Annotated in this window: 17 protein-coding genes; 11 read left to right on the forward strand and 6 right to left on the reverse strand. The window is 48.7% G+C overall.

Annotation, left to right across the window (positions count from 1 at the left end):
- Positions 1 to 200 precede the first annotated feature (200 nt).
- The 7 genes from ABT56_RS13870 (at position 201) to uhpC (ending at position 8920) form a co-directional block, all read left to right on the forward strand.
- Entirely contained in the window at positions 201 to 1895 is a 1695-nt protein-coding gene (locus ABT56_RS13870; protein WP_084722287.1) for a L,D-transpeptidase family protein, read from the forward strand.
- 174 nt (positions 1896 to 2069) lie between these two features.
- Positions 2070 to 2636 (forward strand): peptidoglycan L,D-endopeptidase MepK, encoded by a 567-nt coding sequence (mepK, locus tag ABT56_RS13875; protein ID WP_047879482.1) that lies wholly within the window; start codon positions 2070 to 2072, stop codon positions 2634 to 2636.
- A 222-nt stretch (positions 2637 to 2858) separates the two neighbouring features.
- Positions 2859 to 3512 carry an MBL fold metallo-hydrolase gene (locus ABT56_RS13880; protein WP_047879483.1) on the forward strand — a complete coding sequence of 218 codons (654 nt, stop codon included), beginning with the start codon at positions 2859 to 2861 and terminating at the stop codon, positions 3510 to 3512.
- 346 nt (positions 3513 to 3858) lie between these two features.
- A complete protein-coding gene (gene uhpT / locus ABT56_RS13885) occupies positions 3859 to 5268 on the forward strand; it encodes a hexose-6-phosphate:phosphate antiporter (RefSeq protein WP_047879484.1) in 1410 nt (469 codons plus the stop codon).
- Between the two features lie 173 nt (positions 5269 to 5441).
- Positions 5442 to 6050 carry a response regulator transcription factor UhpA gene (gene uhpA / locus ABT56_RS13890; protein ID WP_047879485.1) on the forward strand — a complete coding sequence of 203 codons (609 nt, stop codon included), beginning with the start codon at positions 5442 to 5444 and terminating at the stop codon, positions 6048 to 6050.
- Positions 6050 to 7573, forward strand: coding sequence for a signal transduction histidine-protein kinase/phosphatase UhpB (gene uhpB, locus ABT56_RS13895; RefSeq protein ID WP_047879486.1), 1524 nt, complete (start codon positions 6050 to 6052; stop codon positions 7571 to 7573). Before uhpA ends, uhpB begins: the two co-directional genes overlap by 1 nt.
- Before the next feature lie 12 nt (positions 7574 to 7585).
- On the forward strand, positions 7586 to 8920 hold the full coding sequence (gene uhpC / locus ABT56_RS13900) for an MFS transporter (RefSeq protein ID WP_047879487.1): 1335 nt from the start codon (positions 7586 to 7588) through the stop codon (positions 8918 to 8920).
- On the opposite strand, the gene ABT56_RS13905 is transcribed toward uhpC, so the two are convergent.
- Positions 8902 to 9576: a DUF2982 domain-containing protein gene (locus tag ABT56_RS13905; RefSeq protein WP_084722289.1), complete on the reverse strand. Its 675-nt coding sequence runs from the start codon at positions 9574 to 9576 to the stop codon at positions 8902 to 8904. The genes uhpC and ABT56_RS13905 overlap by 19 nt on opposite strands.
- A gap of 312 nt (positions 9577 to 9888) precedes the next feature.
- On the opposite strand from ABT56_RS13905, the gene ABT56_RS13910 reads away from it, so the two are divergent.
- Both ABT56_RS13910 and ABT56_RS13915 read left to right on the forward strand, forming a co-directional pair.
- Complete coding sequence (locus ABT56_RS13910; protein WP_047879488.1) at positions 9889 to 10293, forward strand: hypothetical protein; 405 nt, start codon at positions 9889 to 9891, stop codon at positions 10291 to 10293.
- 434 nt (positions 10294 to 10727) lie between these two features.
- A complete protein-coding gene (locus ABT56_RS13915) occupies positions 10728 to 11033 on the forward strand; it encodes a hypothetical protein (protein WP_047879529.1) in 306 nt (101 codons plus the stop codon).
- Between the two features lie 125 nt (positions 11034 to 11158).
- Here ABT56_RS13915 and ABT56_RS13920 read toward each other — a convergent pair whose 3' ends face one another.
- A complete protein-coding gene (locus ABT56_RS13920) occupies positions 11159 to 12349 on the reverse strand; it encodes an amino acid aminotransferase (protein WP_047879489.1) in 1191 nt (396 codons plus the stop codon).
- A 525-nt stretch (positions 12350 to 12874) separates the two neighbouring features.
- Between ABT56_RS13920 and ABT56_RS13925 the strand changes: the two genes are divergently transcribed.
- Entirely contained in the window at positions 12875 to 14239 is a 1365-nt protein-coding gene (locus ABT56_RS13925) for an MFS transporter (protein WP_047879490.1), read from the forward strand.
- A 127-nt stretch (positions 14240 to 14366) separates the two neighbouring features.
- Here ABT56_RS13925 and ABT56_RS13930 read toward each other — a convergent pair whose 3' ends face one another.
- Complete coding sequence (locus ABT56_RS13930) at positions 14367 to 14585, reverse strand: VF530 family protein (protein WP_047879491.1); 219 nt, start codon at positions 14583 to 14585, stop codon at positions 14367 to 14369.
- 150 nt (positions 14586 to 14735) lie between these two features.
- On the opposite strand from ABT56_RS13930, the gene ABT56_RS13935 reads away from it, so the two are divergent.
- Entirely contained in the window at positions 14736 to 15215 is a 480-nt protein-coding gene (locus tag ABT56_RS13935) for a YehS family protein (protein ID WP_047879492.1), read from the forward strand.
- A gap of 76 nt (positions 15216 to 15291) precedes the next feature.
- On the opposite strand, the gene asnS is transcribed toward ABT56_RS13935, so the two are convergent.
- The 3 genes from asnS to queE form a co-directional block, all read right to left on the reverse strand.
- The gene (gene asnS, locus ABT56_RS13940) at positions 15292 to 16692 is read right to left on the reverse strand and encodes an asparagine--tRNA ligase (RefSeq protein ID WP_047879493.1); all 1401 of its coding nucleotides are present in this window, start codon (positions 16690 to 16692) and stop codon (positions 15292 to 15294) included.
- A gap of 248 nt (positions 16693 to 16940) precedes the next feature.
- Positions 16941 to 19796, reverse strand: coding sequence for a hypothetical protein (locus tag ABT56_RS13945; RefSeq protein WP_053062497.1), 2856 nt, complete (start codon positions 19794 to 19796; stop codon positions 16941 to 16943).
- Between the two features lie 201 nt (positions 19797 to 19997).
- The gene (gene queE, locus ABT56_RS13950; protein WP_047879495.1) at positions 19998 to 20666 is read right to left on the reverse strand and encodes a 7-carboxy-7-deazaguanine synthase QueE; all 669 of its coding nucleotides are present in this window, start codon (positions 20664 to 20666) and stop codon (positions 19998 to 20000) included.
- Positions 20667 to 20907: the final 241 nt, after the last annotated feature.

The following is a 20907-nucleotide window of genomic DNA, read 5'->3' on the forward strand; positions in this document are numbered from 1 at the left end:
TTTGGGATAACCACTGGAACGTTTTTGTGTAGTATTTTGACCCTTTCCAGCATAGTTTTGTGCTTCTTTTGGGCACTATCGGTTGGTTAATAGCGATTTCAATAATTGAAACAAGACAAGCTGACTCCGGCGGCTAAAGTTACTCCGTCATGTATGGGATTTGCCATACTCTAGTTAAAGGCGTGAGGAGTCGGCGGGCAATGACAAAACTCTGTATTTTGGGCCTTGGTGCGCTGCTTGTTTGTTTACAGTCTGCGATGGCAGATGACTATACCCCGCAGCAACCTCTTTCCGTGAAGACGACAGCATCGCAGTTACAGCCGGACGATTTGGTGACCGGTGATCTTTTGCAACAGAATCAGGCCCGCGAGTGGATTGATCAGGTTGCATCTGAAATTCGGACCATACGTTATGTCGATCAATTAGCTGATTTGTATTACGGCATGGGATTTGTACCGCTATGGCAGGATACGTTTGCGGCCAATGAGTTTGAGCAGCAGCTGAAGATATTGGCCATGTCCAATGTGAGTACTGATTTTAGCCAGCGTTACCGCCAGTTACGCCAGTTCAAAAAGAGTAATGACTGGCGCCAGTATGATTTGCTGGCCACCGATACCTTACTTGCCTATATGAGTTATATAGAGGGGCTACCCGCGTACGGTCGTGGGTGGTTGTTCGGTAATGGGGTAGATAGCCGGTTGCCGCTGCCTTCTGAAGAGGCGTTATCGCGGCTTTATAGTGAGATAGAGTTAGGCCGACTTCATAGTTTTGTCAGTAGTTTTCAACCAACAGATGAAAACTATGCTCAGTTGTTGCTGGCAATAAAATCACTGGAAGAGTCAGCGACCAAGCGTTGGCCGGCGTTCTATCAACCCGGGATTATCCGGCTTGGCGTCCGGCTCCGAGATCCCGATGGGTTGATTACGATACTGGAGTCATTGGGTGATCTTCGAGACTTCGAGGCACAGCAACTGCGGGCTGCGGGTGTACGTACCTACAATATCGATTTAGCGAATGCGGTGAAAAAATTTCAGCAACGACACGGTTTAAAGGTAGATGGAGCGATTGGGCCTCAGACCCGTCAGTGGTTGGCAATTTCACCGCAGGTACGAATGCGGATGCTGGCTCTCAATGCCCAGCGGGCAAGGTTGTGGCAGCAAAAAAGCACCTCTATTTTGGTGGTCAATATTCCCAACTACAGCATGAATTTATGGTTGAATAACCAGCATGTGCTTGAAAGCAAAGTAATAGTTGGCCGACCGAGCCGACGAACACCCGTGATGACAACGAAAGTCGCTTCCGTGGTTTTTAATCCATATTGGAATGTGCCGATGTCGATCATGCGCAAGGATATTCTGCCTAAGGCCCGCCGCGATAGGGGATATTTGCACCGAAATAATTTTGCGGTAATTCGTAGCTGGAACAGTTCAGAGCAAATCCCGATCCATACCATTGATTGGCGCTTGATGAATGCTAAATCCTTCCCTTACCGGCTACGGCAAAAACCGGGCAAACGTAATGCGTTAGGTCGCTTTAAGTTTAATATGCCCAATGATCAGGCCATTTATCTTCATGATACTCCGGCAAAGGCTCTGTTTGCCAAAGAGACAAGAGCATTTAGTTCGGGTTGTGTACGGGTTGAGCAAGCTGCCGATCTTGCTCGGATTCTTCTGACTCATTCGGGCGTGTCCGAACAGCGGGTAAACCAACTCAAAGCACGTACGAAAACCAAGACAGTGGGGTTGCAGCATAAAGTGGTTGTTCATCTTATATACCAAACGGCTTGGGTAGATCGTGAGGGAGCCGTTAACTACCGCAATGACGTTTACAGCTATGATGATTTTGTTGCTACGTCTCAAAAACAGGAATTATTTACATCTATTTACACAGAATAAATTTCTTTGTAGTCAATAATTAGGCGTTTTCTGCATAATATTTCGTCGATTTATTGGCTTTTGGGGGTTTGACTGAATAATATCTGAACGTTATCTTGCTGGAAATTCTTGGTGTATCGTTTTTTACAAAAGAATAATACCAAGCAAAAGTTAGCGATTGGTTATTGTTGAGTTATGTCTGAGATTGATTACAAACGTCGCCAGTTATTGTTGGCTGGAGGGGCGTTTTTGGGTGCCAGTTTGGTGCCGGGAATGGTAAGTGCGAGTCCATATAAATCGGTAAATGTACGGCAGAACCCTCGTCAGATTTCACTGTGCAATATTCATACAAGGGAAGAGCTTGACAGTGAGTACTTTGACGGTGAGTTTTATCTCAAAGAAGAGCTGAGAAAAATCAATCATATTTGTCGCGATTTTCGTCGTAACGAAGTGGCGAAGATGGACCGTCGGTTGTTTGATGCCATCACAGAAATTCAGTCAGAACTGGGACACAAAGGCCAAGTCAGGATTATTTCGGGATACCGATCACCTGCTACGAATAAGGCGTTGCAAAAGACCGGTGGGGTTGCTAAAAAGAGCTTCCATATGAAGGGGCAGGCGATCGACTTCAATTTAGAAGGCGTGTCGCTTTCACGGATTCGCAATGCTGCGCTTGAGCTTCGTCTAGGCGGGGTGGGATATTACCCACGAAGTGGCTTTGTGCATATTGATACCGGGCCTGTTCGCCGCTGGAATGGGTGATATGTGTCAAATGGCTCTGTGCTATGCTAGTTATTAAGAACATTTGCCACATAGCAATACATATAATATCGATCTATTAATCACAAAGCCGACTCAACCTCCCTCTCTTGGTTGTTGTCGGCTTTGCTATTTTTGCTGTATTCGCCATCGGTTGGTTTTTGTTGGTGGGGCTGTTATTCTGCTGCCAGAGCCTATTATCTAGCGTTGGTTAGGAAGAATTTAATGAGTCTACAATTTGAGATTGTCCCGGTGACCCCGTTTCAGCAGAACTGCTCGATCGTTTGGTGCGATGAAACCAAGCAGGCAGCGCTGATCGATCCCGGTGGTGATATTCACCTCCTGAAAGAAAAGGCCGCCGAGCTAGGCGTGACAATCACTAAGCTGATTTTGACCCACGGACACCTTGATCACGTAGGGGGGACTGAGCCTCTTGCTAAAGAGCTGGGCGTTCCCGTTGTTGGCCCGCATAAAGAGGATGCTTTCTGGTTGCAGGGGCTTCCGCGTCAGAGCGAAATGTTTGGTTTCCCAATGACCGATGCGTTTGATCCTGATCAGTGGTTGGATGATGGCGATACGGTTGAAATCGGCAATCAGGTTCTGAATGTTTACCATACGCCGGGTCACACACCGGGTCATGTGGTGCTGTTCAATGAAATGGCAAAAGTGGCATTTGTCGGTGACGTGCTGTTCAAGGGCGGGATCGGACGAACCGATTTCCCGCGTGGCGACTACCAGACATTGATTAGCTCAATCAAAAATAAGCTATGGCCACTGGGTAATGAGACTACCTTTGTGCCCGGGCATGGGCCAATGTCGACGTTTGGCAATGAGCGGGCATCCAACCCGTTTGTGGCAGACGAAATGCCGCTGTATTAAGTATTTTGGAAAGCCTCTGCCATTTGCAGGGGCTTTTTGTTATCTCTATTGATGATGTCGATGTACCAACGTTATTTTGTGATAGCTTTCACGCTTTCCTTACTGTCTGACCGAACTTAGGACTTTTTCCTAGTTTGTTTAGGTCGCCTTCTCAAGCCAGCCTGTTACTCCCTCCCTAGAATTCATCACCAATGGTCATCATCATCCCTTTTCTCCCCGATATTGGCAGTTCGTTAGTTGGTTCTGTCGGTCGCCGAGGATAGCACATTACTCTATTTACCCAGGATGACGGCCAGCTACGTGGCACTTTGCTGCCGACGGTGTTGAGAATTATTGAGGGTTTCACATGTTAAAGCTTCTTGAGCAGGTCAGAAAACCGACGCTGGATTTGCCTGTCGAAGTACGTCGCAAGATGTGGTTCAAGCCATTTATGCAATCATATTTGGTGGTGTTTATTGGCTATATGGCCATGTACTTGATCCGCAAAAACTTCAACGTGGCTCAGAACGACATGATCTCTACTTACGGCCTGTCTATGACAGAGCTGGGTATGATCGGTCTGGGTTTCTCTATTACTTACGGTATCGGTAAAACCGTAGTCTCTTACTATGCCGACGGAAAGAACACCAAACAGTTTCTTCCTTTCATGTTGATTCTTTCCGGCCTTGCGATGTTGGGCTTCAGCTTCAGTATGGGTGGCGGCAGCGTTAGCCTGTTCTTGATGATTGCCTTCTATGGCCTGAGTGGTTTTTTCCAGAGTACCGGTGGTCCGTCTAGTTACTCGACGATTACCAAGTGGACGCCGCGCAACAAGCGTGGTACCTACCTTGGCCTGTGGAATATGTCTCACAACGTAGGTGGTGCTGGTGCGGCAGGCGTGGCGCTATTTGGTGCTAATTACCTGTTTGACGGCCACGTTATCGGTATGTTCATCTTCCCGTCTATTGTTGCATTGGTTGTTGGTTTCATCGGCCTGCGTTTTGGTAGCGATTCACCGGAAGCCTACGGTCTGGGCAAGGCTGAAGAGCTGTTCGGCGAGGAAGTGAGCGAAGAAGATGTCAACGCTGAAGAAAATGCGATGAGCAAGCGTGAAATCTTCATGGAATACGTTCTGAAGAACAAGATCATCTGGTTGCTATGTTTTGCCAACATCTTCTTGTACATCGTGCGTATCGGTATCGATCAGTGGTCTACTGTTTATGCTTACCAGGAGCTAGGCCTGTCAAAAGAAGCGGCTATCTCAGGTTTTACACTGTTCGAAGTGGGTGCGCTGGTTGGTACGTTGATGTGGGGTTACTTGTCTGACCTTGCAAACGGTCGCCGTGCTTTGGTTGCTTGTGTGTCTCTGGTTCTGATTATTTTCGCTCTTGAGTTCTACCAGCATGCAACTAACGAGTACATGTACCTTGGTTCATTGTTTGTTCTTGGTTTCTTGGTGTTTGGTCCACAGTTGTTGATCGGTGTTGCTGCAGTTGGTTTTGTACCGAAGAAAGCGATCAGTGTGGCGGACGGTATCAAGGGTACATTTGCTTACCTTATCGGTGACAGCTTCGCGAAACTGGGCCTAGGTATGATTGCCGACGGTACGCCAATCTTCGGCCTAACAGGTTGGAAAGGTACGTTTGCTGCGCTTGATACATCAGCTGCGGTTTGTATTGTACTGCTTATCTTTGTTGCGATTGCCGAAGAGAAGAAGATCCGCCGTGAAAAGCGTATCCAGAAAGAGCAGGAAAAAATGCAGCTTGAATCTGCATAAGCATTTCGGGTCCGAAATGATATAGATAGGGAATCATCCCTTTGGAAAAACTGCCTCCGGGCAGTTTTTTTGTTTGTTGTGATATGAATCATTAATGACTAATTACATTTTGGTCTTGTTTCACGGTTGGCTAACAGGTAGTTTAAGTCTCTTTTTTTCCGCTGGGGTTCAAGATGATTAAGGTAGCACTGGTAGATGATCATGTGATTGTCCGCTCTGGTTTCGCCCAATTGCTGGCACTGGAAGAAGATATCGATGTCGTGGCGGAGTTTGGTTCGGCCAAGGAAGCACGGCTTGGGTTGCCGGGCAGCGGGGCGACGGTGTGCATTCTTGATATTTCAATGCCAGATGAAAGCGGCCTGTCTTTGCTTGCAGACCTCCCGGCGGGATTGGCTTGTATTATGCTGAGCGTCCATGATTCGGCGTCGGTTGTTGAAAAAGCGCTAGAAGTGGGGGCTCGGGGCTATCTGAGCAAGCGTTGCAGCCCGGATGAACTTATCCAGGCGGTACGTACGGCTGCCGGTGGCGGCTGTTATTTAACGCCTGAGGTGGCGCTGAAACTGGCAACGACGGCGAAAACGCCTTCTGGTGTGTCGCAACTTACCCGGCGTGAGCGCCAAGTGGCGGAAATGCTCGCACAGGGGATGGATGTTAAGGCCGTTGCCAATGAGCTGGGGTTGAGCCATAAGACTGTCCATGTTCACCGTGCCCATGCGATGGATAAGCTCGATGCCAAAAATAATGTCGAACTCTCAAAGCACTTTGACCAAGAGACGCTTTGATGCGCCAATATGCTGTCATGTCCTTGTGTGGCTGGTTGCTCCTTTCCTGTGGCTGGTTCTGCCTTTGGGTGATCGCCTCCTACTTCACCCTTGATGCGGAACTGGCTGTCTTTCTGTTCCCGTTTGCCCTGCGCACCGGAATTCTGCTTCATTGCCCGAAAAAATATTGGCCCGTTGTTTATGCGTCGGAATGGAGTCTGATGTTGGCGTTGGCTCCACTGGTCCATAACCCGTTGTGGTTGTCGGCCTTGGTAGCGAGCTTGCTGAGCGTGGCGTTGCTATGGTTTGCCCAGCGTTTTTATTTCGGTACCCAGTTGCGCCGCTTGGGGGTAATGGGGGCGGTGATCCTCTTATCGGCCCTGATCAACTTTGTTGTTTCTGGTGGCTTTGATACTCATGGCTGGATGGTTGTGCTGGTTACGATAACAGGTGGTGTCATGCTGGTGCCGAGTTGTTATTTGGTATGGAGCTACCTGTTTCAGCAGGCTTGGGTCCCGTTGACCGTCGGGTTGGTTTCCCGCCCAGTCTCGTTGCGGATCCGTCATATCCTGTTTTATGCCGTGCTTTTTGTTGTCAGTATTATTCTTCAGTTGGGGTTGCCTGAAGAGATGCGGCGCTTTGCTCCGTTCTGTCTGGCGATTCCGATTATTCTATTGGCCTTCCGTTACGGATGGCAGGGAGCTTTGCTGGGAACCTTGCTCAATAGCGTGGTGCTGATTGCGGCAAGGGGAAGCAGTAGCGACTTGGCCATTACCGATTTGATGTTGTCGCTGACAGCTCAGAGCCTGACCGGGATTTTGCTGGGAATGGGTATTCAGCGTCAGCGGGAGCTCAACCAGAAGTTACGGCAGCAACTGACCCGAAACCACAGTCTGTCTCAGCAGTTGGTTCGGGCGGAGGAGTCCGTGCGGCGCGATATCGCCCGGGAACTGCATGATGAAATAGGCCAAAATATTACCGCTATCCGCACCCAAGCCTCGATAATCAAACGGGTTGATTCTGCCCCCGTAGCCAACAACTGCGCGGCAATGATCGAGACATTGTCACTGAATATTTATGATACCACCAAGGGGCTGCTGACCCAGCTGCGGCCAAAGTCATTGGATGATATGGGCCTGAAGGCGGCAATTGAGCAATTGTTGCGGGATTTCGAATGTGAGGCTCAGGGAATAGAGGTGGATCTTCACTGGGAAGGAGAGATGGAACCCGAAGCGCTCGAGGATACCCTGAGTGTGACCTTGTACCGCTTGTGTCAGGAGACCATTAACAATGCGATTAAGTATGCCCAAGCTAGTCGGCTCAATGTGCTGTTTGTCATTGACAAAGAATGGGTCTCATTAGAGATCAGTGATAATGGCCGTGGTTTTTCAACCGATTTGGTGATGCAGAAAAATAGCAAGGGGTTTGGTTTGACCGGTATGCGCGAGCGGGTTGAGGCACTCGGTGGTGTATTCGGTATTCGTAGTTATACCCAAGGGGAGCGGCGGGGTACTCACCTGACGATCCGTCTGCCGATTATCTAACGGGACTATTCGATGTTGGGAATTCTTAAATCACCTCAGCCACTGCCGCCGATCACCGACACCGAGTCGGTTGATGAACGCTACCGCTATTGGCGTTTTCATATCATGTTCACCATGTACCTTGGGTATGCGGTGTTCTATTTTACCCGCAAGAACTTTAACTATGCGATGCCCGCGATGCTGGTGGATCTTGGCTTGGACAAAGCGGATATCGGCATGATGGGGACCTTGTTTTATATTACCTACGGGGCCTCGAAGTTTTTCTCAGGGATCATCTCTGATCGTTCTAATCCCCGTTATTTTATGGGCTTGGGACTCATGGCGACAGGTGTGGTGAATATCTTGTTCGGTTTCTCCGATTCGCTCTGGGTCTTGATGATGCTATGGATGTTCAATGCCTGGTTTCAGGGCTGGGGATGGCCGCCGTGCTCTAAGCTGATGACGACATGGTACTCACGTTCCGAACGGGGGTTCTGGTGGTCTTTCTGGAATACCGCCCATAATGTCGGCGGCGCTCTGATCCCCTTGTTGGTGGGGTACCTGACTCTTCACTATAGCTGGCGGCTCGGGTTTATTATTCCCGGCATGATTGCCGTGGCCGTTGGCTTGGTATTGTGTTGGCGTTTGCGTGATAAGCCAACCACTTTGGGATTGCCGACGGTAGGCCAGTGGCGTCATGACCGCTTGGAATTGGCTCAGGAGCAAGAGGGGCAGGGGCTCAGTACTGCGGCTATTTTGCGCAAGTATGTACTGAGTAACAAGTATATCTGGCTGTTGGCTTTTAGTTATGTGTTGGTGTATATCGTGCGTACCGCAGTCAATGACTGGGGCAACCTTTATCTCACTGAGGAGAAAGGTTACGACCTGATTGAAGCGAACATGGTTCTGTCGCTATTCGAAGTGGGGGGCTTTGTCGGATCGCTGGTTGCTGGTTGGGGGTCTGACCGCCTGTTTGGCGGTAACCGCGGGCCGATGAACCTTATCTTTGCTATTGGAATATTTCTTGCAGTTGCGGCGCTTTGGTTGATGCCGGTGGGCAATTATATTTTATTGTCCGGCTGTTTTTTTGCCATTGGATTTTTCGTATTCGGGCCGCAGATGCTGATAGGGATGGCGGCGGCTGAGTGTTCCCATAAGGATTCGGCGGGTGCAGCAACGGGGTTTGTTGGCCTGTTTGCCTACATGGGGGCGGCGATGGCGGGTTATCCGTTGGCGCTGGTGGTTGAGCAATTTCATTGGACCGGCTTCTTTACCGTTATTTCGGCTGCTGCCGGGATCGTTGGGTTGCTGCTGTTGCCGTTCTTGCTGGCACAGTCAACGGTTCATCATCATGAGGCAGCCAGATAGCGTCTGGCCAATCCGGCAAACTCAGCGGCGGAGCAGTCGAGAAAGTCTTCCGAGATAAAGAAATCATAGCCGAGAAGCTCGCGGTTATATCGCATGCGGTTGGCCAGCATCGCCATGAGCCCTTTGATGGTTTGCCCGTCGGCAGTGATGTAGGGAGTGTCGTCGAACAGGATATCCTCGAGCTCGAAAGGGGGATCGCTGAGCCTTTTATGTGCCATGACGAGCAGGATGCGTTGATCGAGAAGCAGTTTAGTCGCGACTCTGGGACATATGGCGGTCAGGAAGGGATCATAGTTTTTCAAGCTGACGCCAACCCATGGGATGGGCTCATACCAACCGTCAGTCTGAACACTGGCTTGCCCAATCCGCTCGATGTTGTGCCATTTAGCAAGCCATCCGCCATAATGGCTATGAAACTGGAGGTGCATGAAGGTGAGCGTGAGGGAGAGTTCGCGTCCTTGACGGATTTTATAGCCAAGCAGCAACATGATAGCCGAGACGAGCAGGATGATGGCACTGGCCGGTGGAGCACGGAAGGGTTCCCACCAAAGCAGCCCGATACCTACCGTGATCCCGACTCCCGCTGCAACATAAAGGTTGGTGCCAAAGGGCTTGAGCGGCGGTCGAATAAAGCGTGTTTTTAGTTGTTCGTCCATAGCAAGATTCTCGGCTTGGTACTCTCCTTATTATGGATTACGCTCGCTCAGTTGGAGAGGGATCAGTGCAGGGCTGCTATTTGTTTGTTTTCAGAGAGCATTATTTTTCTCTAAAGTGTAAAAATGAGAGTTTATCGTTGATTTTTGAGATAAATCATCTTTTGTTGCCGCTTAAATAAGCGTTTGCTGGCATTTCTCTGACATCCTTGGTATAACACGCGCTTACTTTTTCCCGCTGGATGTATTGGATTGCCGTATGGTATTTCGATGGATGGTGGTGACTGAAAGTAGTGCAACGGAGTAGGAAATTTAATGAGAATCTCTCACAAACGTAAAGTCCAACTGAAGCTGCAAAAACGCCTGAAAGGTGTTGCAGTAACAGCGAAACCAGCAGTTGCAAAAGCTGTGGTAAAGAAAGCACCAACTGCAGAAACAGTAAAAGCTGCTCCAGCGGCAAAACCTGTTGTTGAAGCAAAGCAGCCTGAAGTGGCAGCGGTAGCGGCAACTGTGTCTCTGACACCGAAGCAGCAACAAGTGCTGGATATCGTGGTAAAGAATGCTGAAGGTATCAACCCTAAAGGGATTGGTCTGGAAGCAGGTCAGGAAGATGCGAAAGCCGCTTCTTGGGCAACTGGTGCGTTGAAGAAACTGACCGAAGAAGGTTTGGTTGAGCGCATCCAACTGGCAGGTAACAAGGTGCTGTACAAAGCCCTGTAATCCCCCTTCCTGAAGGGTAGCCACACTTCGGTGTGAGTGAATGCCAGACCCGTTCCTGTTATACAGGGGCGGGTATTACTTCCTTTCCCCTCTCGATTTATCCTCTTTCCCCATTGTTTGTTTCCTGCAAAGTGTCTCAAAAACGAATCACCTAGTCGCTAAGGTTTGGCAAGCTGTCTTTAACCTGTCGATATGTCTCATCTCTGCTATAACTTATTAATATACCCAAGTAACATCAAGATAATCGATGCCCTGTGGGTTCCAATATAACCGTATTTTTATGGTGGAATTTGCGAATAGGCATGACATGAACCGTTAGGGTGCTAATGAACTGGCTGACGGCATGGAATGGGTTTGACAGAGGCTGCTTAGGTATTATCGAAATTTGTAAGCGTCAAATTTTGCCATGGACGGGAACATGCGGAGGCGAAGGTATGACAATGATAAGTGCTAGAGAGTTTTCCGACTGGCTACGCAATCGCTTTGCTGAAGAGAACCAAGGGGTGAGCCTAACGCGCGAAGATATCAACCAGCTAACCGGTCGACAGAGTTTTTCGCTGGGTTTTGTTCACGACATTCATTATGAGTTAATGCAGCACGGTATGGCGTTTGTTACCGATACATCCAGAGATGTCTTTTATCTGGTGCCTGTATCAAAGAAGCCATGGCGAGAGCAGCTTGAGCATCAATATGAGAGGGAGCTTTTTTGCAACGTCTTGCCTCTCGATAAGTCTGGCTGAGGAGATCCGCCGTGTTTCCCGGACAAAAACGGGAGGCGATACGGAAAATCCTGAGCCTGATGACGACAGCAATTAAAACGGGTGCGCCCCACGCACCCGTTTTTTATACCCCAAGCCTCGTTGGCTTACAGTACGGCTGCAATGCCTTTGCACAAAGGCTGCATATTAGCTTTTGTCATGCCCGCAACGCTGATGCGCCCTGAACCCACGATGTAAATCGCAAACTCTTCCTTGAGTCGGGCAACTTGTTCTTTGGTTAAACCTGAGAATGAGAACATACCGTTTTGGCGCTCGATGAAGCTAAAGTCACGTTCGATGCCAAGATCTTTCAGGGTTTGTACAAATAGAACGCGCATTTCTTGGATGCGATCACGCATATCGGCCACTTCCTGCTCCCACTCTGCGCGGAGTGCATCATTGTTCAGGATCTCTGTAACAATTGCAGCACCGTGTGCTGGTGGGTTGGAGTAGATAACCCGTGCAATGCTCTTCACTTGGCTGAATGCCGTTGCACTTTCCTCGGCGGTACGGCCTACCAGGGTAAAGGCACCAACACGCTCATTGTAAAGGCCAAAATTCTTGGAGAATGAGCTAGCGACCAATAGTTCCTCGCATTTATCTGCAAAGATCCGCAAGCCTTGGGCATCTTCTTCTACGCCCTTGGCAAAGCCTTGGTAGGCAAAGTCAAACATTGGAAGTAGCTGCTTTTCTTGGCAAAGCGTGGCGAGTTGCTGCCATTGTGCAGAATCTGGGTCGATACCTGTTGGGTTGTGGCAGCACCCGTGAAGTAGTACTACATCACCAGGCTGGGCGTTGGCGAGATCGGTCAGCGCAGCGTCGAAATCCATGTCTTTGCTTTCAGCATCGTAGTAGCTGTACTGGGTTGTTTTAAGGCCTGCAGCTGCAAATACACCGTTGTGGTTAGCCCAAGTTGGGTTGCTGATCCAAACGGTAACATCGCCGAGCTGGCGCTTGATAAATTCCGCAGCGAGACGCAGTGCACCTGTGCCACCAGGGGCTTGGGCGGTACTTGCGCGCTTGGATGAGATGATTGGGGAATCCTGTCCGAACAGAAGTTGCTGTACCGCAAGGCCGTATTCAGCGGTTCCCGGAATGCTCAGGTAAGATTTGGTGGTTTCTTTTTCGAGCAAAATCGCTTCGGCTTTTTTCACCGTAGCAAGGACCGGTGTGTTACCTGACTCGTCCTTGTAGATACCTACACCAAGGTTAATTTTTTCCGGGCGGCTGTCATTCTTGAATTCTTCGGTAAGGCCAAGAATAGGATCGGCTGGCGCGGCAGAAATTTTTTCAAACATTGTCATCATCCATGCTGGTAAGAATAGAAATATATCAGCTCTTTATACCCTGTGAATGCCAGTCATGACAAGGAGTTGTAACAATTCCAACGAAGAAAAATAGCAAAAGGAGTATGTTGCCGAATTATGTAAGGTGCAGATTAAATTGGTCAAAAAGCCAACAAATTGTTTTGCAAGAAAATTACGACATTTTTATCGCCATACTGACTTTTTTGTGAACTTAATGGAGTGTTTTCCATTAAAAAATAAAAATAAAACGTAATTAAGTGAAATATTGTGAAATCCCTGTTCATCCCTGTGAAACCGATCACGGATGGTAGGGGTAGGGTTGTCATAGGATTTCACCCCGATGGAATGCGGTTAAATATTAGCGAAAAGGCCATTTTAAGCGGTGAAGAGGCAGACAAATGATGTTTTTGTCTTTTTATCGTCGTCTAGATGGCGAAATACGCTTAATTTATCTTTAACCGTAGAAAAAGCAACGGCTCACGTGTTGTTGCTGAAGTATGTTTCGGGGATACGATAATGGAAAAGCCACGCCTTACATTTTGGCAAATATGGAATATGAGTTTCGGTTTCATGGGCATTCAGTTTGGTTTTGGTTTACAAAACGCGAATGTCAGCCGGATTTTCGAGACGTTAGGGGCAAGTATTGATCAAATCCCCATTCTATGGATTGCTGCACCGTTAACCGGTTTGCTGGTTCAGCCTATCATTGGCTACTTCAGTGACCGTACTTGGACACGCCTTGGCCGCCGTCGCCCTTACTTTCTTTTCGGGGCCGTTGCATCATCGCTCGCGCTTATTGTGATGCCTTATTCGCCTTATCTTTGGGTTGCCGCTGGTATGCTGTGGATTTTGGATGCATCGATTAATATTTCGATGGAGCCATTCCGCGCATTGGTTGCCGATAATTTGCCATCATCGCAACGTACCCGTGGTTTTGCGGTACAAACATTCTTTATCGGCGTTGGCTCTGTGGTTGCTTCGGCAATGCCGTATTTGCTGACGAACATTGCAGGTGTTGCGAATACCGCACCTGCAGGTGAGGTGCCACCGTCAGTCAAAATTTCATTCTTGTGTGGTGCACTGGTGTTTATCGGCACTATCCTATGGACAGTTTACCGTACCAAGGAGTATTCGCCTGAAGAGTTAGCCAGTTATAGCCATGAGGCTGGTGAATCGTCTGAAACGGATGAAAAGGCGAGTTTTGCGGGTATGCTGGCCGATCTGAAGGCGATGCCAAAGACGATGATCCAGCTAGCTGTGGTACAGTTTTTCTCATGGTTCGCCCTTTTTGCAATGTGGATTTACACCACTTCAGCAGTCACCTCTCATATCTTTGGTACTACCGACACCAGCTCTGCTCAATACAACCAAGGTGCAGACTGGGTGGGTCTTTGTTTTGCTGCTTACAATGGCATATCTGCACTGGCGGCATTTGCTCTGCCTTGGCTTGCTGAGCGTACCAGCCGTAAATTTGTCCACGGTTTAAGCTTGGTGATTGGTGGGTTGAGCTTAGGTTCTATAGCCCTGATCCAAGATCCTTCTATGTTGATGCTGAACATGGTGGGGGTTGGCTTGGCATGGGCAAGTATCCTATGCATGCCTTATGCAATTCTGGCTGGCTCTTTGCCTTCGAATAAAATGGGGTTTTACATGGGGGTATTTAATTTCTTCATTGTTCTGCCACAGATACTTGCTGCAGGGATCTTGGGTTTCTTTACCCGCTGGGCATTTGACGGTAATACCATGATGGCGATTGTGCTGGGTGGCGGCTCGATGGTATTCGCGGGCCTGATGGTCAGCTTGGTTAAGGATGAAGATGAGCCAAATACTCTTGGCGAAGATGTGGATAAAGGCGTGTCTGGGCAAGCGGTAGCCGCTTAACTTCTGATCATAAAAGCCCGTACTGAGTTGAGCTTAGTACGGGCTTTTTGTTGTTGGGCAAATAACGTTGAGTTAATGCGGTGTCTCTACCGAATAGCGCGGGGTCCGCAGCTTTGGGATCGGTGACCTAGATAAAAAAAGTATCGAGGTACAGCTGTTCTACTTCTTTGCGAGCCCATTCGGTACGGCGAAGAAACTTAAGGCTTGATTTGATGCTAGGGTCGCTTGTAAAGCAGCGAATTTTCACGATACGCCCTAGTTCTTCCCAGCCATAGTGATCAACCAGTTCACCAAGAAGGGTCTGGAGAGTTATACCGTGTAGTGGGTTATTGGGTTGGGTATCCATGGTCTAGTTTCTATATTGAGTTTGTAATCGAGCACTATAGCAGTTTGGTCAGGTCGATTAAATCTGAGTGGATAAAATATATCTGTTAGAATGGCATCCAACTTGGCAGTATGTCATATCGACAAGGCTGCAATATCACTAGGAACAACTGTGCTCAATAATGACATTTTGCGACGTATTCGCTATACCTTTGATTTTAATGATTCAGCGATGATGAATATTTTTGCTGAGGCGGATCATGAGGTAACTCGAGAGCAAGTGAGTGATTGGCTTAAGAAAGAAGATGATGCGGCATTTACAAAATGTACCGATCATGAGCTGGCTATTTTTCTGAATGGTTTGATTAATACCAAACGTGGCAAGAAAGAAGGCCCGCAACCTGTCCCTGAGTCACGTCTGACCAACAATATGATTTTTATGAAGTTGCGTATTGCGTTGAACTTTAAGGCTGATGATATCATCGAGGTTTTGAAGTTGGTTGACTGCGAGATTAGCAACCATGAACTAAGTGCTTTTTTCAGAAAGCCTGATAACAAGCATTACCGCGAATGTAAGGATCAGATTTTAAGAAATTTCCTATTGGGTGTTCAGTATCGTTTCCGTCCGCAAGATCAGGAAGCGGCTGAGTAATACTGAGTCGCGATAGAATAAAAAAGGCTACCAGAAGGTAGCCTTTTTTTATTGTCGAACGTTTTATTGCCAATAATTAGAAGCTAGCAGAGCGTGGAGTACGTGGGAATGGGATCACGTCACGTACGTTGCCCATACCGGTAACGTAAGATACTAGACGCTCAAAGCCCAGACCAAAACCAGCGTGCGGTACTGTACCGTAACGGCGCAGATCGCGGTACCAGTTCATGTGCTCAGGGTCGATACCCATTTCGCGCATACGTGCGTCTAGGATATCCAGACGCTCTTCACGCTGAGAACCACCGATGATTTCACCAATGCCCGGTGCTAGTACGTCCATCGCAGCAACAGTCTTGCCGTCGTCGTTCATACGCATGTAGAAGGCTTTGATATCTTTCGGGTAGTTCTTAACGATTACCGGTGCCTTGAAGTGTTCTTCTGCGAGGTAACGCTCGTGCTCAGAAGACATGTCGATGCCCCACTCAACTGGGAATTCGAACTCGCGGCCAGAATCAAGAAGGATCTGGATTGCGTCAGTGTAGTCAACCTGAGCAAAATCAGATGAAACGAACTGCTCTAGACGAGTGATCGCTTGCTTGTCGATACGCTGTGCGAAGAACTCAAGGTCATCGCGGCGCTCTTCAAGTACAGCTTTGAATACATACTTCAGCATGTCTTCTGCCAGCTTGGCTACGTCATCTAGCTCTGCAAACGCAACTTCAGGCTCTACCATCCAGAACTCTGCTAGGTGGCGGCTTGTGTTTGAGTTTTCAGCACGGAAAGTTGGACCGAAAGTGTATACCTTGCTTAGTGCACAAGCGTAAGCTTCAGCGTTCAGCTGGCCAGAAACCGTTAGGAACGTCTCTTTGCCGAAGAAGTCTTCGTTGTAGTCAACGTTGCCTGCGTCAGTACGAGGTAGGTTTTCCATGTCTAGCGTAGAAACGCGGAACATTTCGCCGGCACCTTCACAGTCAGAGGCTGTGATAAGAGGTGCAGATACCCAGAAGTAACCCTGCTCGTGGTAGAAGCGGTGGATTGCCTGAGACAAGCAGTTACGTACACGGGCAACAGCACCGATAACGTTAGTGCGAGGGCGAAGGTGAGCCACCTCACGTAGGTACTCGATAGAGTGGCGAGTTTTCGCCATTGGGTATGTGTCAGCATCTTCAACCCAGCCAACAACTTTAACGTCAGTTGCTGCTAGTTCGAAATCCTGACCCTGTGCAGGCGACTCAACGATTTTACCAGTGACCTCAACAGAGCAACCAGTCGTCAGCTTAAGGACTTCTTCCTGGTAATTATTCAACTCATTAGGGACCACGGCCTGAATCGGGTCGAAACAAGAGCCGTCATAAATGGCAAGGAAAGAGATTCCAGCTTTGGAATCACGACGTGAGCGAATCCAGCCGCGAACAGTTACTTCACTGTCAACCGCTAGCTTACCGCTCAGTACGTCTTTTACAGGCGCGTAAGTCATGTGTAAATTATTCTCCGTTAAGGCACTTCATTACTGTCTTAGGGACTCATTCCCCAAAGACAGAGTCCAAACCACCAATATTACCTGTCTGGCGTTCAGCATCAAGCTTTGTAATAGCTTGAAAACAGAAATAGGTCAACAAATGATGCTTATCCGGTTGTTTGCTGTTCAATAAGTGTTCGCTGTGCTGTTGTGCGAGCCCTGAAAGGAACAACCCGCGATGTGCGGGTTGTTGGATTTTGCTTTGTTTATGGAGCGGGTGTCTCGGGGAGATAAGCGCATGTTTTGCCATCATTGAGAATCGTACCTGCATCGGGACCGGTGTCTTCTTCAACAGGTGGCGTGCTTTCGCTTGTTCCATCGTCGCTCGTCCCATCCCCCTCTGAAGCGGGTGTTTCTTCTGCTGGAGGGGCTTCTATGGGGGTAACATCGGGCACATCGGCCGCATCAATTAAGGTGATGATATCACTCCATATTTCCCCTTCATTGCTGCTATAGGCTAATGCTTCGTCGGTTTGCCAGCGGGTTTGGTGGTTGAAGGCTTTGATGGCTAAGCGCAATCCATCGGTATCGGTGATTTGCAATCGTTCGTTCATTGAGCCGTCCAGCGCTTCGTAGTACAGCGTCCCGTCATCTTCCAGTCGCCATTTGATTTCGAAGTTGAAGCCACAGCCATCTGAGTCGATATAACGGCCAAGGAAGAAGTCACCGGAAAAATCGTCACTTAACTTCAAGTAGCGAGAGCTGTCGTTGGCAAAGGTGAGTGCTTTGTCATCAGAGCGTTCTCCCGTTTGGCCAACTAACAGGGTTTCTGTAAAGCGTGGATCTCGATCGAACCAGATCTGTTTGCAGTTGGCTGCGGCATTGGTGTAATCCGTCAAAGTTTGTTTGGTTACGGGGGTTGTGGTATCCGGATCCCAGCCTGAATCGGCGATCGCACAGCTAGCTAGTTGATCCGCGGCATAATAACGCACCATGACATTGTCAATGGCATCAAGGGGGGCATCGCTACCAGTTTCAAGGTGGCGATATTGCTTAAATGCCAGTAGACGTTGGTCGTAATCTCGGCTCGTGAGCGCCCAGCGGTTATAGTTGCCATTTTCGTTGGTGTCGGGAGTCAGGGTTAGGTATCCCTCGTCGCCTAATGACCAGCTGCGACTGCCCGTTTCGAGTTCGGTATGGCGGTATTGTTCCCATTGGTTATTGTCGCGTAGGATTTGAGCGCTGATTTCACCATCAGGGCTGATTTGAACCCAGTGGCGGTCAAGTAGGTTATCAAGGGCTGATGTTGTTAGCCTCTCATCACCACCACATTCGGTAACGGCATTGAGATAAAGATCCGAATTGGCATTGCCCGTATTGCCAAATCCACAGTTGCCGAAAGGCGGGAGATTGTCACGGCTGGTTGCCGCGAAGATTTGCTCTTTGGCGTCAATGTCAAAACCTGAGAAGTTGAACTCTTCGCCGTCAAGCAGGACTTCTCCGATATGGACAAAATCTCTATCAGCAACAAGAAACAGTTTTTGGCTGTTAAATTGGTAATTGTCAGAGAGCTGGCGAATGATATCGGGAATATCAAAGCGAATGAGTTGCTGGCCGAATGCGCCTGTCGACGCCCATACCCCATAGCTCTGGATCGTCCATTCATCGGCGGCGATATTGCTCCAGTAACGTACGGTGAAGAACCCGTCATCGATGAGCTCCACGACGATATTGTCACTGAGCTTGAAGCCGTTGACTGAATCAATCTCAGCACCGACATCTTCCAGCGGCGTGATCACCTCATCCAAAGTGACATAGTCGATATCCGGTTGGGCGTAAGGGGAGATCCGGCATTCGTCTTGGCCATTGGTGTTGTCACATAGCAGATATGTCTCGTTTTCTGGTCGCCAAGTAAAGTAGAACCCAGAGGATCCGGCACTAAATTGCGCATCGGGTTTGATGTAGCGGGTTATGTAATGATTATCCTTGCTCGATAGAAAATCGTGAATTCGCTTGCCCTCGAGAGGGTAAACGCCGGCGGATAACCGGATGCCTGCCTCGTCCTCTTTATCCAAGGCCGCATCGGTCAAAACCGCTGATTGGCGAGTGATTGCCACGACCTTGAGGTAGTTGAACATCCCGGTCCAGCCTTCGTTAGTCAGGACCTGCAATTGGATATCGTCGGTAGAGAAGGATGTGGAGTTACTGAAGTATGTGAAAAACTCGGCAAGGGAAATGGCTTGATTGCCGTCCTTGTTCCAGCGGAATTCGTTTACCGTTGTCTCAGCGCCGTCATAAAGGGTTTGGTCAGCATGAATACCGACGGCGGCATTGCTGTTCTCGGTGCTGATTTGCCAATAGCCGTCATTAAGTATGGCCTGAATGTCCGCTTCGGTTGCGGCTTGCTCGGTAAAGAAGCGCTCAATTCGGCCATCGATCATGGTGTTAACCAGCGAGAGCTGCATCAGATCTTTGAGTGTTAGGCCTTGTAGCCCTAATTTGGGAAAAAGTGTATCTCGGATGTCCGTTGCGATGGTATTGATATCTTGATACGCGAAGAGCACTTTGCCTTGTGGTGCCTCGATAAAAACGTCTTCGAATACTCCCCAGTTGCCGATTTGCGCCACGCGCTTAGCGAGGGCGAAGTAGGCAAGGGATGACTCAAGAGTGATGCTCAATCGTTCTGTTGCCAGAGGGGTGATATAGAGGCCTTCTGGCAGGGTTTCACCTAGGGTGATTTCAGGTATGCCTTTCACATCAAGTAGCAGGACGGCATTGATTCTGGGACGCGTACCAGCCTCGAGGGTGTAAATGCCATCGCCGGTTGTTGACCACTGGCTAATCTCAATCGTATCGGCAATAAGCCCTTTATCATCGAGCCAAACGGCTGTGAAATTCTGTTCAGTAAGGGTTCTTACAGCATCGGCGTAGGCTGGCCGTAATAGATTGGACTGAAAGGCGATGGTGTCCATATTTGCCGGAAGATCAACCGAGACGGTGAATTGGGTACGGGTGGGAGCGGGTTCAGCCGCGGTTGGAGTTGTGGTGTTTCCGCTATCGCCGCAGGCAGTCAATAGAAGGCTCACCGCTGCCCATAGGCAACACCCTAGATAATTGCGCATAATTTTCCCCTCAGTGCCTGAGAAAAAGTGTATCGAATCCGAGCTGTCCCCATTGACTCCTTCGAGGCAGTAGCATCGGTAATAGGTTTTTGATTGAGTATAGTGATGGGGAGGAGGGCGATTGCCGGAATTGAAAATGGTCTTGAGGATAATGCAGCCGTCTTGTTGTTAAGACGGCTGCCGGAGAATCAGGGCAGGAAGTTAGGCAATAGCCAGGTATTTGTGTGTTTGGATAGACAGGCGCCAGTTGCGTTTGATGCAGGTTTCGATGCACAACTCGGTCGCGCGTGGTTTTTGGCTGATAGGCTGAAGGGCGATGTTGACCTTGGGTTTGAGGGTTTTTCCGGCAAGCAGGGCATCCAGTTGCTCGATGTCTTTTTCAGTACCGACTGGATGTTTGATTTCATCTGCTCGCGCCAAAGCGCTGGCCAATACTGGCAATTTGCCCTTCATATTGATTTTGGGTGAGACGGTGACCCAGGTATCTGCGGTTGCGAGGATCTCGGATGTCCCGCTGGTTTCGATCTGACAATGGAATCCAGCATTCTCGAGAGCCGTGGTAAGCGGTATCAAATCATAGATACAAGGCTCGCCACCAGTAATAACAACATGTTTTGCGGTATATTTTTGATCTTGAAGTAGTTTAACGACGCCATCTGCATCTAGCTCACACCATAGTGGTGAATCGCCTCGTTTGGCCATCACCGTTTCAATAGTGGTCTGATCTTGCGGTTCGGCACTCCACGTTTGTTTCGTATCGCACCATGAACACCCGACAGGGCAAATTTGCAAACGTACGAAAATGGCGGGCATGCCAGTGAATACGCCTTCACCTTGAATGGTTTCAAATACTTCGTTAATTTTGTACACCGCTAACCTCGTGGTGGTAAAAGATTGACTGCGGATTATACCAGCTAGAGCTAACGATGGTATCGGGATCCGTGTTGAGGCTCCCATAAATTTTATTGCTGAAATAAGCAGCCGCATAATTATGGATTTATGTTACAGAGAGCAAATTTTCCTAAATATTTCATATTTCCCTGTGACAGCTATCACGTAGCAAAAAACTTTGGCTTCACAATTAGTTCGCAAAGTAAAAAAATTCGTTAGC

This window comes from Photobacterium aquae (assembly GCF_001029445.1).
Lineage (GTDB): Bacteria > Pseudomonadota > Gammaproteobacteria > Enterobacterales > Vibrionaceae > Photobacterium > Photobacterium aquae.

Bases quoted from the DNA above. Each gene is read 5' to 3' on its own strand.
- ABT56_RS13915 (WP_047879529.1), top strand. From the start codon at position 10,728: ATGACAATGATAAGTGCTAGAGAGTTTTCCGACTGGCTACGCAATCGC.
- asnS (WP_047879493.1), bottom strand. From the start codon at position 16,692: ATGACTTACGCGCCTGTAAAAGACGTACTGAGCGGTAAGCTAGCGGTT.
- uhpB (WP_047879486.1), top strand. From the start codon at position 6,050: ATGCGCCAATATGCTGTCATGTCCTTGTGTGGCTGGTTGCTCCTTTCC.
- ABT56_RS13925 (WP_047879490.1), top strand. From the start codon at position 12,875: ATGGAAAAGCCACGCCTTACATTTTGGCAAATATGGAATATGAGTTTC.
- uhpC (WP_047879487.1), top strand. From the start codon at position 7,586: ATGTTGGGAATTCTTAAATCACCTCAGCCACTGCCGCCGATCACCGAC.
- ABT56_RS13905 (WP_084722289.1), bottom strand. From the start codon at position 9,576: ATGGACGAACAACTAAAAACACGCTTTATTCGACCGCCGCTCAAGCCC.
- ABT56_RS13945 (WP_053062497.1), bottom strand. From the start codon at position 19,796: ATGCGCAATTATCTAGGGTGTTGCCTATGGGCAGCGGTGAGCCTTCTA.
- uhpA (WP_047879485.1), top strand. From the start codon at position 5,442: ATGATTAAGGTAGCACTGGTAGATGATCATGTGATTGTCCGCTCTGGT.
- ABT56_RS13880 (WP_047879483.1), top strand. From the start codon at position 2,859: ATGAGTCTACAATTTGAGATTGTCCCGGTGACCCCGTTTCAGCAGAAC.
- ABT56_RS13910 (WP_047879488.1), top strand. From the start codon at position 9,889: ATGAGAATCTCTCACAAACGTAAAGTCCAACTGAAGCTGCAAAAACGC.
- uhpT (WP_047879484.1), top strand. From the start codon at position 3,859: ATGTTAAAGCTTCTTGAGCAGGTCAGAAAACCGACGCTGGATTTGCCT.
- ABT56_RS13920 (WP_047879489.1), bottom strand. From the start codon at position 12,349: ATGTTTGAAAAAATTTCTGCCGCGCCAGCCGATCCTATTCTTGGCCTT.
- mepK (WP_047879482.1), top strand. From the start codon at position 2,070: ATGTCTGAGATTGATTACAAACGTCGCCAGTTATTGTTGGCTGGAGGG.
- ABT56_RS13930 (WP_047879491.1), bottom strand. From the start codon at position 14,585: ATGGATACCCAACCCAATAACCCACTACACGGTATAACTCTCCAGACC.
- ABT56_RS13870 (WP_084722287.1), top strand. From the start codon at position 201: ATGACAAAACTCTGTATTTTGGGCCTTGGTGCGCTGCTTGTTTGTTTA.